The 13,769-nt window shown below is 70.5% G+C and carries 12 protein-coding genes; 2 read left to right on the top strand and 10 right to left on the bottom strand.

Annotation, left to right across the window (positions count from 1 at the left end; genetic code table 11):
• The first annotated feature begins 5 nt into the window (after positions 1-5).
• Positions 6-485 carry a RyR domain-containing protein gene (locus tag AW272_RS30510; protein ID WP_066372524.1) on the top strand — a complete coding sequence of 160 codons (480 nt, stop codon included), beginning with the start codon at positions 6-8 and terminating at the stop codon, positions 483-485.
• On the opposite strand, the gene AW272_RS30505 is transcribed toward AW272_RS30510, so the two are convergent.
• On the bottom strand, positions 472-1,572 hold the full coding sequence (locus tag AW272_RS30505) for a helix-turn-helix domain-containing protein (RefSeq protein WP_066372522.1): 1,101 nt from the start codon (positions 1,570-1,572) through the stop codon (positions 472-474). The genes AW272_RS30510 and AW272_RS30505 overlap by 14 nt on opposite strands.
• Positions 1,573-1,689: 117 nt before the next feature.
• Here AW272_RS30505 and AW272_RS30500 point away from each other — a divergent pair, with 117 nt between their 5' ends.
• A complete protein-coding gene (locus AW272_RS30500; protein ID WP_157518890.1) occupies positions 1,690-2,175 on the top strand; it encodes a hypothetical protein in 486 nt (161 codons plus the stop codon).
• Between the two features lie 4 nt (positions 2,176-2,179).
• Here the strand turns inward: AW272_RS30500 and AW272_RS30495 are convergent, their stop codons facing one another.
• The 9 genes from AW272_RS30495 to infC all read right to left on the bottom strand — a co-directional run bounded on the left by AW272_RS30495 (position 2,180) and on the right by infC (position 13,577).
• Complete coding sequence (locus AW272_RS30495) at positions 2,180-4,213, bottom strand: ATP-binding protein (protein WP_066372512.1); 2,034 nt, start codon at positions 4,211-4,213, stop codon at positions 2,180-2,182.
• Positions 4,210-5,988, bottom strand: coding sequence for an ATP-binding protein (locus tag AW272_RS30490; protein ID WP_066372509.1), 1,779 nt, complete (start codon positions 5,986-5,988; stop codon positions 4,210-4,212). Before AW272_RS30490 ends, AW272_RS30495 begins: the two co-directional genes overlap by 4 nt.
• Before the next feature lie 293 nt (positions 5,989-6,281).
• Positions 6,282-8,837: a phenylalanine--tRNA ligase subunit beta gene (locus AW272_RS30485; RefSeq protein ID WP_066372508.1), complete on the bottom strand. Its 2,556-nt coding sequence runs from the start codon at positions 8,835-8,837 to the stop codon at positions 6,282-6,284.
• Positions 8,837-9,973: a phenylalanine--tRNA ligase subunit alpha gene (gene pheS / locus AW272_RS30480; RefSeq protein WP_439649168.1), complete on the bottom strand. Its 1,137-nt coding sequence runs from the start codon at positions 9,971-9,973 to the stop codon at positions 8,837-8,839. The genes AW272_RS30485 and pheS overlap by 1 nt, the downstream gene beginning before the upstream one ends.
• Positions 9,974-10,210: 237 nt before the next feature.
• A complete protein-coding gene (locus AW272_RS30475) occupies positions 10,211-11,290 on the bottom strand; it encodes a sensor histidine kinase (protein ID WP_066372502.1) in 1,080 nt (359 codons plus the stop codon).
• A gap of 108 nt (positions 11,291-11,398) precedes the next feature.
• A complete protein-coding gene (locus tag AW272_RS30470; RefSeq protein WP_245657800.1) occupies positions 11,399-12,190 on the bottom strand; it encodes a TrmH family RNA methyltransferase in 792 nt (263 codons plus the stop codon).
• Positions 12,191-12,259: 69 nt separating this feature from the next.
• Positions 12,260-12,640 (bottom strand): 50S ribosomal protein L20, encoded by a 381-nt coding sequence (gene rplT, locus AW272_RS30465; RefSeq protein ID WP_030456929.1) that lies wholly within the window; start codon positions 12,638-12,640, stop codon positions 12,260-12,262.
• Positions 12,641-12,664: 24 nt separating this feature from the next.
• Positions 12,665-12,859 (bottom strand): 50S ribosomal protein L35, encoded by a 195-nt coding sequence (rpmI, locus tag AW272_RS30460; RefSeq protein WP_066372499.1) that lies wholly within the window; start codon positions 12,857-12,859, stop codon positions 12,665-12,667.
• Between the two features lie 124 nt (positions 12,860-12,983).
• Entirely contained in the window at positions 12,984-13,577 is a 594-nt protein-coding gene (infC, locus tag AW272_RS30455; protein ID WP_275527333.1) for a translation initiation factor IF-3, read from the bottom strand.
• Between the last annotated feature and the right edge of the window lie 192 nt (positions 13,578-13,769).

The following is a 13,769-nucleotide window of genomic DNA, read 5'->3' as shown; positions in this document are numbered from 1 at the left end:
GATGGATGCCGGAGGCTTTGAGCGAGACCACCATCGACGACATGGCCCGCGCCGTCCACGAGCACTACCTGCGCGCCCGCCGGGCCGCCGGGGACGACGAGGCCGTGGTGGGATGGGACGAGCTGCCCCACCGGCTCCGGGACGACAACCGCGACCACGCCCGCGACGTCCCGCGCAAGCTGGCGGCGATCGGGTGCGCGCTGAGCCGGCGGCCCGACCTGGCTCCCGCGGTGCTGACCGACGCCGAGATCGAGCGGCTGGCCCGGCTGGAGCATCTGCGCTGGATGCGGGCCCGGGTGGAGGCGGGGTGGCGTCCCGGTGCGGTGCACGATCCGCAGGGGCGGCGGCACCCTGATCTCGTACCGTGGGACGAACTCACCGAAGAGGCCAAAGAGAAGGACCGTTCGACGCTGCGGACCCTCCCGGCGGTGCTGGCGGTGGCGGGCCTGCGCATCGTGCGCGAATCGGGGTTCAGCGGACCGTGAGACCGGTGGCGACCTCCGCTCGCAGGCCCTCTGCCAGGGGGTTGCCCGGCCAGCGGCGGAGGTCCTGGCCGAACAGGCGGAGTTCCGCGAGGGTGGAGGCCGAACCGCTGCGTCTGGCCATGTCCAGGCTGGCCCGGACCACCGCTCCGGCCTGTTCGAGGTCGCCCAGGTCGAGGTGGGCCCGGGCCAGGCGCGCGCCGAGGAGGCCGCGGGCGCGGTGACCGTCGGATGGGGAGCCGTCGATCGCGGCGCTGAGCTGGGTGACCGCGTCGGTGGCGCGGCCCAGGTCGAACATGGTCCAGCCGCTGGTGGCGGCCGCCTCGTCGGCGATCGTGGACGGGCCGACCGAGAAGGGGCCGGGGTCGTCGCCCGGCCGGGACAGCAGGGTGGCTCCCGCGTCCAGAGCGGCTTCGACGGCGCGGGCGGGGGCGGTCAGCGCCAGCGCCTTCGCCTCGGTCAGGGCGGCCAGGCCACGTATCCGAGAGGTGACGCCGCGGTGGCCTCGGACCTCGGCGGCCAGTGCCGCGGCCTGGCGGGGGTCGGCCAGGAGGAGTTCGGCGCGGCGTACCAGCGCGTAGGCCCGCAGGTCACGGGCGCCGCCCCGGCGGGCCAGGACCTCCGTGGCCTTGATGAGGTGGAGGGCCTCGGCGGTGTCGCCGGACTCCTGGGCCATCCAGCTGGCGTATTCCGTCAGGTGGGCCGCCACCCTGGTCACCGCCGCCACGCCGTCGTCGTCGAGGTTGGCGACGGTGCCGCGGACCATGTTGAGGACCATCCGAGCCGAATGACGGCGGCCGAGTTCCCGCAGGCGGAGCAGGGCGTCGCTGTACGCCGCCTCGTCGACCGCCGGGTCGGTGACGACGATCAGGCTGGTGGTCGGCTGCCGGTCGGCTCTGGCGGCGGCTTTCAGCGCGCCTCCCGCGCCCAGCACGGTGTCGAGATGGCCGGCGACTTCGGGGCTCGGGCGGCGTTCCCCTGATTCGAGGCGGCTCAGGTAGGACTTGGAGCAGCTCGACTCCTTCGCCAGGACGTTCAGCGATTTTCCCGCGCCGTTCCGGTAGACGCGCAGTTTCTCGCCGAAGGTCATCGCACCCCCTTCGCGGGTTGCCCATTCGTCGGGAGTCAACCTGGCAACCCGGCCACGTCCTCGACTTGACCGGCAAACTCAAGTCAAGGGTGACAGAAATCCCCAAACGGAGGCCAGATGAATCTCGTGCCACTCCAGGAGATCATTCACGACGCCCGGCGCTCAGGGGAGATCGCGGTGGGGCGGGAGGGGGAGATCTTCACGGGAGAAATGCCCGCTGATCAGCCTGTTTCCCGGGTCAAGCTCGGCGCTTTCGCGACGGACGGCCCGGAGGACGACGCCGGGTACGCGGGTTCGCACATGCCCAGAAACACGGTTTTCGTCGATCGGGCGGGCTCCCGTGGATGGATGTATTCCATTCAGACCGGCCGGGGCAGGGCGTATACGCTTTTCGCCTTTCTCGAAGGGCGTGATTATCAGGTGAGTCTCATGGCGCCGAAACTCGACGGGTTCACCGGGGCTCACATGTTTCCCGACGGTCGCATTCGTCTCGAAGACGGCGGCGATTCGGGGCTGGGGTCGTTGGAGGAGGCGTACGCGAAATCGGTCCTCTGGGCGGCCGGAATGGATGCCGTGCTGGCCGGCCATTCCTTTCCGTTCTGAGCCTTCAGGACAGCCGCTCCCGCACCTCGTCGAGCGACGCCGCGAACCCCTCCTCGAAAGCGCGCTCATAGCCTCCGTCTCCCAGCACCAGCCGGGCCCGCTCGGCGGTGGCCACGCGGGGTGCGGCGAGTTCGTCCGAGCCCATCGCGGTGAGGCCGAAGGTCAGCCACAGGCGCTCCGCCGCGCCGTGCATCCAGGCCGCCGACCGGGCGTCTCCCCGTGCCATGGTCACCGTCGCCAGGTGGTCGGCGCCCATCGCGACCCCGAGCACGTCGCCCAGCCGCCACTTCACCGTGAGCAGTTCGCGCCCGGCTGTGTCGGCGCCTTCGACGTCTCCCCTGGCCAGCATGAGCTGTGATCGGAACAGGTCGCCGAACGCCCGCATCCAGATCTCGCCCTTCTTCCGTGACTTCGCGTGCATGTCCTGGAGCACGCCCCACGCCCGTTCGAGATCTCCGAGGAAGATGAAGGCCATCGCCTGCCCGCCGTCGATCACCAGGTCGTCGATCGTCTCCGCCGCACCGGCGGCGGCGAGGTGCTTGCGGGCCTCGTACATGACCTCTTCGACCTTCTGCGGCGCTCCACTGAACAGGCGCACCCCACCGAGCCGGACCAGCGCGTGGCCCATCGCCTCTTCGTCGCCGATGCGGCGGGCCTCGGCGAGGGCCTGCTGGGAGCTGCGTTCGGCCAGGGCCATGTCGCCCTGGAAGACGGTGATCCAGCCGAGCACCCACAGCGCCCGTGCGTACGACGAACCCTCGCGCGGGCCGGCGGCCAGGGCGCGTTCGACGAAGTAGCGGCCTTCGCGCATCTGGCCGAGGGCGCCCCAGATGATCCAGCACGACGACACCAGGTCGAGGCAGGCGGTGCCGCCGTGGCTGATGCCGTGGTCGAGGGCGAGGCGGATCTCGGCCAGTTCCGCGTCGGCCCAGTCGGCCCATTCGATCTGGTTCGGGCCGTACCACTCCCGGTCGAGGCGCTCGGCCATCGCCCGGAAGTGGGCCAGGTGGGAGGTGCGCATCATGCGCTCCTCGCCCAGTTCGCGTAGCCAGTCGTGGCCGTATTCGCGGATGCCGTCGAGCAGGCGGTGCCGGTCGCCGGTGCGGGTGACGATCGACTTGCGGACCAGTTCGGCCAGCACGGGGGCCACTTCCGGCAGCCGGTCGTCGGCGCACACGGCCTGCGCGGTCTGTTCGTGGAACGACCCGGCGAACACCGACAGCCGGGCCCAGAGCAGGCGCTCCTGCGGGGTGCAGAGCTCGTGGCTCCAGCCGACGGCGGTCCGGAAACTGCGGTGCCGCGCGGGGCCGCCCCGGTATCCGGCCGTCAGCAGGTCGAAGGGGTCGGTCAGGCGGTCGGCCAGTTCTTCGGCCGACAGGGCGTGGAGGTGGCCCGCGGCGAGTTCGATGCCGAGGGGGATGCCGTCGAGGCGGCGGCACAGGCGTCCGACCGCCATCAGCGCGGTCTCCCCGGCCTGCCAGCCCGGCACCCGGTCGCGGGCCCGCTCGACGAAGAGGCGGACCGCGTCGTAGCCGAGCAGGTCGTCCGATTCGGGTTCTGGCCGGGCGAAGGGCGCCACTTCCAGGAGTTTCTCGGACGGCACGTCGAGCGGAACCCTGCTGGTCGTCAGTACCTGCAGCCCCGGCGCCGCGGCCAGCAGGCCGTCGACGAGGGTGGCGCACACGGCGACCAGGTGTTCGCAGGTGTCCAGGACGAGCAGCAGCCGCTTCCCGGCCAGGTATTCGGCCAGCACCCGCTCGTAGGGGCGGGTCGACTGCTCCCGCAGGCCCAGCGACCGGGCCACGACGCTGCCGAGGAGGTTGGCGTCCTGTTCGGGGGACAGTTCGGCGAACCAGGCCCCGTCGGGGTAGGCGGCGGCGCGGTCGGCGGCGGCCCGTAACGCGATGCGGGTCTTGCCGACACCCGGTGGGCCGGTCACGGTGACCAGCCGGGAATCGGCCAGCAGCGCGGCCAGCCGGTCGAGTTCGTCTTTGCGCCCGATGAAGCTGCTGGTCTCAGCAGGCAGATTGACGGTCACCAGGCCTCCCCTCCCCATGAATCGTCGAGGGCCAGCGCCACCGCGTCGTCGAATCCGAGGCCCGGCTCCGGCGTGATCGCGGGCCGGCGGTCTCTGATCTCGGCCAGTACGGGTGATCGCAGGCCGTCCATCCCCGCCCAGGCCTGGTCGGCGGCTGCCATCAGGGCGCTGTTCCGGGTCAGCACACCCACCAGTTCCACCCCGGCGGCCAGCGCGGCCGTGTCGCCGAACTGGCGGGCGACCGTCAGGGCGCCGCGGGCCGACGTCAGGGCGGCCGGCGGATCGCCACGCAGGAGTTCGGCCTGGGCGAGCAGGTGGTCGAGGTGGGAGCGGGTCCAGATCTCGCCGGTCGCCACGCAGAGGTCGCGGCCCTCGCGGAGCACGGTCACCGCTCCGGTCAGGTCGCCCATCCGCAGCAGCGTCGTGACGATGACGGTGTAGCTCGGCAGGAAGCCCGGGAACAGGTCGGCGTCTCTGCGGTGCCCCTCACGGGCGTCTCGGATCAGCCGCAGCGCTTCGGGGTAGGCGCCGCGCTGGGCGGCCACCCACGCGGAGACCTGGGTCAGGCGGGCCGGGCCCTGGTTCGTACAGGAATAGAGGGCCTCTTCGGCGGCGTCGGGGTCGCCGAGGGCGGCGTGGAGCCAGGCGGCGGTCCATAGCGCTTTGTCCCGTTCCGGGCCCGGGGAGCCGCCCGCCGCCCGGACGCGGGCGAGCTGGTCGGCGCCCTCCCGCTGGAGGCCGCAGCAGGCCCACAGGAACCACAGAGTGCCGGCGAGATCCTGGGCGTCGTCGGCTCCGTGAGGATCGGTGAGCCGGGAGTCGAGGGCCTTGATCAAGTTACCGCGTTCCAGGCGCATCCGCCGGTACCAGCGCAGTTGCCCGCCCTGCCACTCGGCTTCGGCCTGCCGGGCCAGGGTCCGGTAGTGGCGAAAGTGACGGTCTTCGGTGGCCTCTCGCTCGCCCGCTCTGCCGAGCCATTCGGCGCCGAACTCGCGGACGGTGGCGGGGAGATGGAACCGCACCACCCCACGGGTCTCCGACCGCACCACGAGAGACTTGTCGACCAGCGCGGCGACGGCCGGGGTCACGTCGTCGTCACCGCAGACGGCCTGCGCGGCCTCCAGATCGAACCCGTCGGCGAACACCGAGGTGCGGGCCCAGACGAGACGCTCCTCGGGGGTGCACTGCTCGTGGCTCCAGCCGATCGCGGTGCGCATCGCCGCATGCCGGAACGGGCCGTCGTGCTCGGGATCCCAGAGCAGATCGAGCAGCGGCCCGTCGGTCTCGCCGCGTTTCAGCGCCGCCGCGAGCAGCACCAGGGTCAGCGGCAGACCGTCGACCCTGCGCATCATCTCCGGTGGCGCCGTCACGCCGAGCCGGGCGAGCAGCTCGACGCGGTGCTCGGGTTCCAGTTCGCGCAGCGCGACCACCCGCTCCCCCGGGAGCGCCAGCGACTGACGGCAGGTCGCCAGGATCGCGAGCCCCGGCCGGCGCTGCAGCATCACCCCGATGTAGGGCACCAGCAACTCCAGCACCCGGTCACACCCGTCGACGACGAGGAACCCGTCGCCAGCCATCAGCCCGATCTCGGCCAGAGCCGAGGGCCCCGCGTCGGCGTCGACCACATGGGCGCCCCGTTTCGCCGCGACGACCCTGGCCAGCGCGGTTTTCCCGGCACCGGGAGGCCCGGTCAGCGTGACCAGACGGGTGCGCAGAAAAGCCTTCTCGATCCCCTCGACATCGGCGTCCCTGCCGACCAGCCCGTCTCCGGACACGACAATCACCTGCCTCCCCTAGGCCGAGCCATAGTAGGCCGGTGACGCGTCGCCTACAGAGCGCTCCCACCCTCCTGTGGAAAACACCTCTACCTCTGGGGATTTGTTTTGTTCCTCTACTTACAAACGCAGCGAGGTCCGGCACCCGAAGTTCTTCCGGGCGGGACCGGAGAATGAGTCCTTTTGCCTGACAGGGCGAGAAGCCAGGCGATGGATAGCCCCCCTTCCCAACTCCGCTGCCGGACGAGAAAGGGGCGCCGGGAGTACCCGGCGCCCCTTTTTCAGTGCAGGTTTCACACCCCGCGCAGGCGAGCCCCGACCCGCGCCGCGGCCGTTTCCACGGCGGCGTCGCGGGCGGCCGCGATCTCCTCGGCCGTCAGGGTCCGGTCGGCGGCGCGGAAGCGCAGCGTGTAGGCGAGGGACTTGTTCCCCTCGCCCGCCTGCGCCCCCTCATAGACGTCGAACAGGCGCACCGACTCCAGCAGGTCGCCGGCGCCGTCGCGCAGCGCGGCCTCCACCGAGGCCACCGGCGTGTCGGCCGGGACGATCAGCGCGACGTCCTGGGTCGCCACCGGGTAGGCGGAGATCGACCGGGTCTGGGCCGGGGCCGGGGCGGCGAGCCGGGACAGTTCCAGTTCCATCGCCGCCGTGCGCTTGGGCAGGCCGTAGGCCTCCACGACGCGCGGGTGCAGTTCACCGGCGTGCCCGACGAGCACGTCGCCCACGTAGAGGGCGGCGCAGCGACCGGGGTGCCACGGTTCGTGCTGGTCGGCGCGGATGTCGAGCGACACCCCTGCCTCCCCCGCGACCGCGCGGGCGGCCTCGATCGCGTCGGACCAGGTCGCGGCGCGGCCCTGGCCCCACCAACCCGACCGCTCGAACTCGCCGGCCAGGACGGCGGCGACGCGGACCGGCTGCTCGGGGAGCGCGGCCGTGAACAGGGCCAGCTCCTCGTCGGTCGGGCGGCGTTCCACCGTCAGGATCGGCGCGGTGTCGGGGGCGTCGGGGCGGGGGCGGTAGACCAGGCCGGTCTCGAACAGCGCCACGTCGGTGAAGCCGCGGCCCACGTTGCGGACCAGGGTCTTCAGCAGGCCGGGCAGCAGCGTCGTCCGCATGTACGGTTCGTCTTCGCTGAGCGGGTTGACCAGCCGGGTCGCCCGGCGCCGGGCGTCGTCGGCGGTCAGCTGCAGGTTGTCGAGGTCGCGGGCGCCGATGAAGGGGTAGGACAGCACCTCGACGTAGCCCGTCACGGCCAGGACCCGACCGACACGGCGGCGCAGACGCTGCGTCTCCGTCAGACCCGCGCCAGCGGGGGCGCCCGGCAGCACGGAGGGCAGCTCGTCGTAGCCCTCCAGCCGGATGACCTCTTCGGCCAGGTCGTTGGGGTCGGTCAGGTCGGGGCGCCAGCTCGGCGGGTAGACCGTGATCGGGTCGTCGCCGGTCACGGCCAGCTTCGCGGCCAGGTCGCCGCTGGTCACCACACCCGTGGCCGCCACACCTCGACCGCCCTCGGAAAAAGCCTCCACCACGCCGTCGACGACGCGGCAGCCGATCTGCTCCAGGCGGGTGACCACGGTCTCGCGCGAGTAGGGCACACCGGCGACCCGCGCCGGGTGGCCCGACGGGATGGTGATCGACACCGGGGCCACGTCGGCCTGCGCGTGAGTGACACCGGGCTCGGCGACACCGTCGCCCAGTTCGGTCAGCAACTGGACGGCGCGCCACGACGCGGCCAGCGGCAGCTCGCGGTCGACGCCGCGCTCGAAGCGCTTGGACGCCTCCGACACCAGGTTGTGCCGCCGCGACATGCGGGCGACGCCGGTGGCGGAGAAGTGGGCGGCCTCGATGACGATGTCGGTGGTCGACGCGGAGATCTCGGTCGACAGGCCGCCCATGGTGCCGGCGAGGCCGATCACGCCCGAGTCGTCGGTGATCAGGATGTCGTCTTCGGCCAGCTCACGGGTGACGTGGTCGAGGGTCTCCAGACGCTCGCCCGGCTGGGCGCGGCGCACCACGATGCCGCCCTGGATAGTGTTCCTGTCGAAGGCGTGGAGGGGCTGGCCGAGCTCCAGCATCACGTAGTTGGTGACGTCGACGGCCAGCGAGACGGGACGCATGCCCGCGCGCGTGAGCCGCACCCGCATCCACAGCGGAGACTCGGCGGCCGGGTCGAAGCCGGAGACCGCCCGCAGGACAAACCGGTCACACGCCGTCGGGTCGCCGATCTCGGCCGGGTGGGTGACACCCTCGGCCGCCGGGAGCTCCAGCGCGGCGGGGTCGCGGAACGGCACGCCGAACGCGGTCGCCGCCTCGCGGGCCACGCCGCGGATCGACAGCGCGTAGCCGCAGTCGGGAGTGATCTCCAGTTCGAGCACGTCGTCGCGCAGGCCCAGCAGCCCCACGACGTCGGCCCCGAGAGGGGTGTCGGCGGGGAGCAGCAGGATGCCGGGCGACGACTCGGCGATGCCGAGCTCGGCCTCGGAGCAGATCATGCCGTCGGACAGGCGGCCGTAGGTCTTGCGGGAGGCGATCTCGAACCCGCCCGGCAGGACCGCGCCGGGCAGCGCGACGGGGACCACGTCGCCGATGGCGAAGTTGGTCGCGCCGCAGACGATCTCGCGCGGCTCGGCCTCGCCGACGTCGACCAGGCAGTGGCGGATCGGCTTCTTGAAGCCGATCAGCTCCTCGATCTCGATGACCTGGCCCACGACGACGTTCTTCAGGTCGTGACCGTGGGAGGCGATGGCCTCGAGCTTGAGGCCGGCGGCGGTGAGCTTGTCGGCGATCTCATGGGCCGTGACCGGCGGGAGATCGACGTACTCCCGCAGCCACGAAAGCGGGACCTTCATCAGACCTCCATTCCGAACGGCAGGGTGAAGCGGATGTCGCCTTCGACCATGTCGCGCATGTCTTCTGCGTTGTGGCGGAACATCAGGGTGCGCTCGATACCCATGCCGAACGCGAACCCCGAGTAGACCGAGGGGTCGACGCCGCAGGCGATCAGCACCCGCGGGTTGACCATGCCGCAGCCGCCCCACTCGATCCAGCCCTCGGACTTGCAGGTCCGGCACGGCGGGTTGCCCGGCAGCGACGAGGCGCCGCGGCAGACGAAGCAGCGCAGGTCCATCTCGGCGGACGGCTCGGTGAAAGGGAAGTAGTTGGGCCGGAACCGGGTCGTGATGCCCTCACCGAACATGACCCCGGCGAACCGGTCGAGCGTGCCCTTCAGGTGGGCCATCGTCAGGCCCTTGTCGATCGCGAGGCCCTCGACCTGGTGGAAGACCGGGGTGTGGGTGGCGTCGAGCTCGTCGGTGCGGAACACCTTGCCGGGCGAGATGACGTAGACCGGCAGCGGGCGCTCCAGCAGGGCGCGGATCTGGACCGGCGAGGTCTGGGTGCGCAGCACCTTGCCCGACTTGACCGACTCGACGAAGAAGGTGTCGTGGTCGGAGCGGGCCGGGTGGTCGGGCGCGATGTTCAGCGCGTCGAAGTTGAACCACTCGGCCTCGAGCTCAGGGCCTTCGGCGACCTCGTAGCCCATGGCCACGAAGCAGTCGGCGATGCGTTCCTGCAGCGTGGTCAGCGGGTGGCGGGCCCCGCGCGGCGCGCGGTCCCACGGGAGGGTGACGTCGACGGTCTCCTCGACCAGCACCCGGGCGTCACGCTCGGCCTCCAGCTCGGTCTGCCGGACGGCCAGCGCCTCGGCGACGGCCTTGCGGGCCGAGCCGATCCGCTTGCCGGCCTCGGAACGGGCGGCCGGCGGCAGCGCGCCGATCTCCCGGTTGGCCAGCGCGATCGGGGAGCGGTCACCGGCGTGGGCCAGCCTGACCTGCTTCAGTGCGTCGAGATCTGCGGCCGAGGAGATGGCGGCGAGGGCATCGGCCTCCGCGCGCGCCAGCTCGTCGGCGTGCAGCGGTGTCACCTCGACCGGGTCGTAATCAGACAAGGGAACTCCGTATCCAGGGCCGGAATGGCGGCCCCTGATTCTATTGGCTGTGTTTGATGGCTGCGCCTCCGGCGCAGCGGGCCAAGCGCTCTGGATCCGGTGTCCTCCTGCGTCGCTCTGGTCGCTACGCTCCCGGCGCTCCTTCTCGGACACCGGCGCGCTTGGCCGGAGGTCTGGCCACATATCCACGTTTGGCCGCATAAAAGCCCAGCTTGCGCGTGTACGACTTCACAGAGGTGGCCATCGGTGGGAGGCGCCCACCGGGTGGCCTCGCCATCAAGCGAAGTCAGGTTGCCCGGTGGGCACGATAAATCGGAACTCGGCGCCGCCACCGGGGGCGCGCTCGACGCTGACGGTGCCGCCGTGGGCCTCGACGAGGCCCTTCACGATGAAGAGGCCGAGGCCGGTGCCGCCTCGGCGGCGGTCGTTGCCGCGCCAGAACTGGCGGAACACGCGCGAGGCCATCTCGGGTGCGACACCCTCGCCCTGGTCGCGCACGGACACGGCAACTCCCCATTCCACGGGTTCTACGACGATTGTCACCTTCCCACCGCCGTGTCGCACCGCGTTTTCGACCAGGTTGCCAAGGATTTGATCCATTTTGTCCTGGTCAAGCCACGTCTCAGGCAGGTCACCCGTGACCGTCAGCGAGAACCGGTCTTCGGGCTCCCCCGCCGCCACGCGACCCGCGACGATGCGCCGGACCCGGGCGGGGATGTCGACGACCTGCCGCCGGATCTCCAACCGGCCCGACTCGATGCGCGAGACGTCGAGCAGTTCGGTGATCAGCCGCGTCACCCGGTCGGCGTCGGAGTTGACCGTCTGCAGCATGACGAGCTTCTGGGCGTCGTTGAACCGGTCCCATTTGGCCAGCAGCGTGGCGGTGAAGCCCTTCACGCTGGTCAGCGGCGACCGCAGTTCGTGGGCCACGGTCGACACGAGGTCGGCCCGGCTCCGCTCCAGGCGGCGGCGGGCGGCCGCGTCGCGCAGGGTGATCACCACCCGGATCACCCGGCCCGCCCGTGCGGGCACCCGCATGAACGCCGCCGTCACCAGCAGGTCACGCCCGTCGAGTTGCAGGGGAAGTTCGACCTGGCGCGAACGGATGCACAGCCCGCCCCGTGGGTCGAGCCACTTCCACCAGTCGCGCCCCTCGGTGTCACGCAAGGGCAGCACATCGCCGACGTGACGCCCGGGTGAGGTCTTGCGATGAAGACCGGTCAGGCGTTCGGCCGCCTTGTTCACGGCCATCACGACACCTTCGCCGTCGACCACGACGACGCCGTCAGGAAGGGCGTCAATGGCGATCACACTCGACGGGTCGGCGACCCGTGTATGGGTGTTCTCGCCGCGCAAAGGACCCCTCCAGCCATGCTCCGCGAGTCGTCTCCGCCGACAATAGCGGGTTTCCAGAGCCCTTCGGCAGCCCGTCACCGCGCGGGTACGCGCCTATTACACGGAATGTCAGGTCTGCCGGAGAACTCTCGCGCTGGCGTACAGACACACTGCGGCGGCGGTGGCGAGGTTCAGGCTCTCGGCGCGCCCGTAGATCGGCACTCGGACGACCTCGTCGGCCAGGGCCAGCACCTCGGGCGGCAGACCCCACGCCTCGTTGCCGAACACCCATGCCGTGGGGGCCGACAGGTCGACGTCGTCGAGGGTCGCCTTGCCGGTGCCGTCGGCGGCCAGGATCCGCAGGCCGCGTTCCTTCAGCGCGGCCACGGCCTTGTCGACCGGCAGACCCGTCACGAGGGGCAGGTGGAAGATGCTGCCCGCGCTGGCGCGTACACACTTGCCGTTGTAGGGGTCGACGGACGCGTCGGTGAAGACCACCGCGTCGGCCCCGGCGGCGTCGGCCGTGCGCAGCACGGTGCCGGCGTTGCCCGGGTCGCGGACGTGCGCCAGCACGGCCACCAGCCGGGTCTCCTCGACCGTCGAGAGGGGCACGTGGACGAACTTGCAGACCGCCATCAGTCCCTGCGGGGTGACCGTCTGGGCGAGTTCGGCCATCACCTCGCCGCTGGCCCGGTGCACCGGCACCCCGGCCTGGACGGCCGCGCCGACGATGTCGGCATGACGGGCCTCGGCCTCGGCGGTGGCGAACAGCTCCACCGTCACGCCGGGCAGCGCCAGCGCCTCGCGGACCGCCTGGGGGCCCTCGGCGAGGAAGGCCCGGTCGCGGTCGCGGAAGGCGCGCTTGGTCAGCCGCCGGGCCGCCTTCACCCGGGGAGACTTGGTATTGGTCAGCTCGGTCACTCGATCACCCTCCAACATAGAAAAAAGGGCCCACCTCAGACGGTGAGCCCTTCTCAAGCAAAAGATCGCTTAGGCGACCGGAGCGTTCACGTCGGACGGGAGCGCCTTCTTGGCGGCCTCGACCAGCGTGGCGAAGGTCTGCGAGTCGTTGACCGCGAGATCGGCGAGGATCTTGCGGTCGACCTCGATGCCGGCCAGGCGCAGGCCCTGGATGAGCCGGTTGTAGGTCATGCCGTTCTGGCGGGCAGCGGCGTTGATCCGCTGGATCCACAGGCGACGGAACGCGCCCTTCTTGTCCTTGCGGTGCGCGTACGCATAGGTCATCGAGTGGAGCATCTGCTCCTTGGCCTTGCGGTAAAGCCGCGACCGCTGACCCCGGTAACCACTCGCCCGCTCAAGGACGACCCGGCGCTTCTTCTTGGCGTTGAGCGCCCTCTTCACGCGTGCCATGTTGTTCTGTCTCCCCGGGGGTCGTTACTTAGCGAGCAGCTTCTTGATCTTCTTGGTGTCCGCAGGGGACATCACCACGTCGTTCTCAAGCCTGCGCGTGCGGGTGGACGGCTTGTGCTCGAAAAGGTGCTTGCGGTTGGCCCGGCGACGGACGATCTTGCCGGAACCGGTCACCCGGAAGCGCTTCTTCGCACCACTGTGCGTCTTCATCTTCGGCATCTCAGCCGTCTCTCCCTCGTTGTTCCAAGCCGATCTCCCGGCCCCGCAAGGGACCGGGTCATCGGCGTTCCTGACTCGCAAGAGCCGCGAAGGGCTCCCAGTCTCTGCGTCCGCGAAGCGGCGTTTATTCCTCGACGGCGACGGGATCGATCGCCAAGTCGTCATCGGTGTCGATGTCGCTGTGGCCGGCCTTGGCTGCCGCCTTCTCGGCTTTGGCCTCGGCCTTCTTCTTGTGCGGGCCGATCACCATGATCATGTTTCGGCCGTCCTGCTTGGGCTGAGACTCCACGAAGCCCAGCTCGGTGACATCCTCAGCGAGCCGCTGCAGGAGCCGGAAGCCCAGTTCGGGACGCGACTGCTCACGTCCACGGAACATGATCGTGACCTTGACCTTGTCCCCCGCCTTGAGGAATCGCACGACGTGACCCTTCTTGGTCTCGTAGTCGTGCGGGTCGATCTTCGGCCGGAGCTTGATCTCCTTGATGATCGTGTGTGCCTGGTTGCGGCGGGCTTCGCGCGCCTTCATGGCCGACTCGTACTTGAACTTGCCGTAATCCATGAGCTTGCAGACAGGCGGGCGTGCCGTCGCCGCGACCTCAACGAGATCGAGGTCGGACTCCTGGGCGAGCTTCAGAGCATCGTGGATGGAGACGATGCCGACCTGCTCGCCGTTCGGGCCGACGAGGCGGACCTCGGGGACACGAATACGATCGTTGATGCGGGGCTCGGTGCTGATGGGACCTCCAAGGGACCTTCGCCTGGGTGCTCGACCGTGCCGGAAACACGAATAAGCCCCGGCACGTCACGCATGCGGGGCCACTGAGTCCGAGAACTCTACTGTGATCCTTGAACCCGTCTGCCTCGCGGCTGATCAGGTGGGAGGAAAACCTCCGCTTGCGCGTCCGGCACA

This window comes from Herbidospora mongoliensis, assembly GCF_001570545.1.
Classification (GTDB): domain Bacteria; phylum Actinomycetota; class Actinomycetes; order Streptosporangiales; family Streptosporangiaceae; genus Herbidospora; species Herbidospora mongoliensis.
This window is presented reverse-complemented; position numbering and strand designations above follow the sequence as displayed.

What these genes read in the sequence shown, in the direction of transcription:
- rpmI (WP_066372499.1), bottom strand. Translation starts at nt 12,859, where the DNA reads ATGCCGAAGATGAAGACGCACAGTGGTGCGAAGAAGCGCTTCCGGGTG.
- AW272_RS30510 (WP_066372524.1), top strand. Translation starts at nt 6, where the DNA reads ATGCCGGAGGCTTTGAGCGAGACCACCATCGACGACATGGCCCGCGCC.
- AW272_RS30485 (WP_066372508.1), bottom strand. Translation starts at nt 8,837, where the DNA reads ATGAAGGTCCCGCTTTCGTGGCTGCGGGAGTACGTCGATCTCCCGCCG.
- AW272_RS30505 (WP_066372522.1), bottom strand. Translation starts at nt 1,572, where the DNA reads ATGACCTTCGGCGAGAAACTGCGCGTCTACCGGAACGGCGCGGGAAAA.
- rplT (WP_030456929.1), bottom strand. Translation starts at nt 12,640, where the DNA reads ATGGCACGCGTGAAGAGGGCGCTCAACGCCAAGAAGAAGCGCCGGGTC.
- AW272_RS30500 (WP_157518890.1), top strand. Translation starts at nt 1,690, where the DNA reads ATGAATCTCGTGCCACTCCAGGAGATCATTCACGACGCCCGGCGCTCA.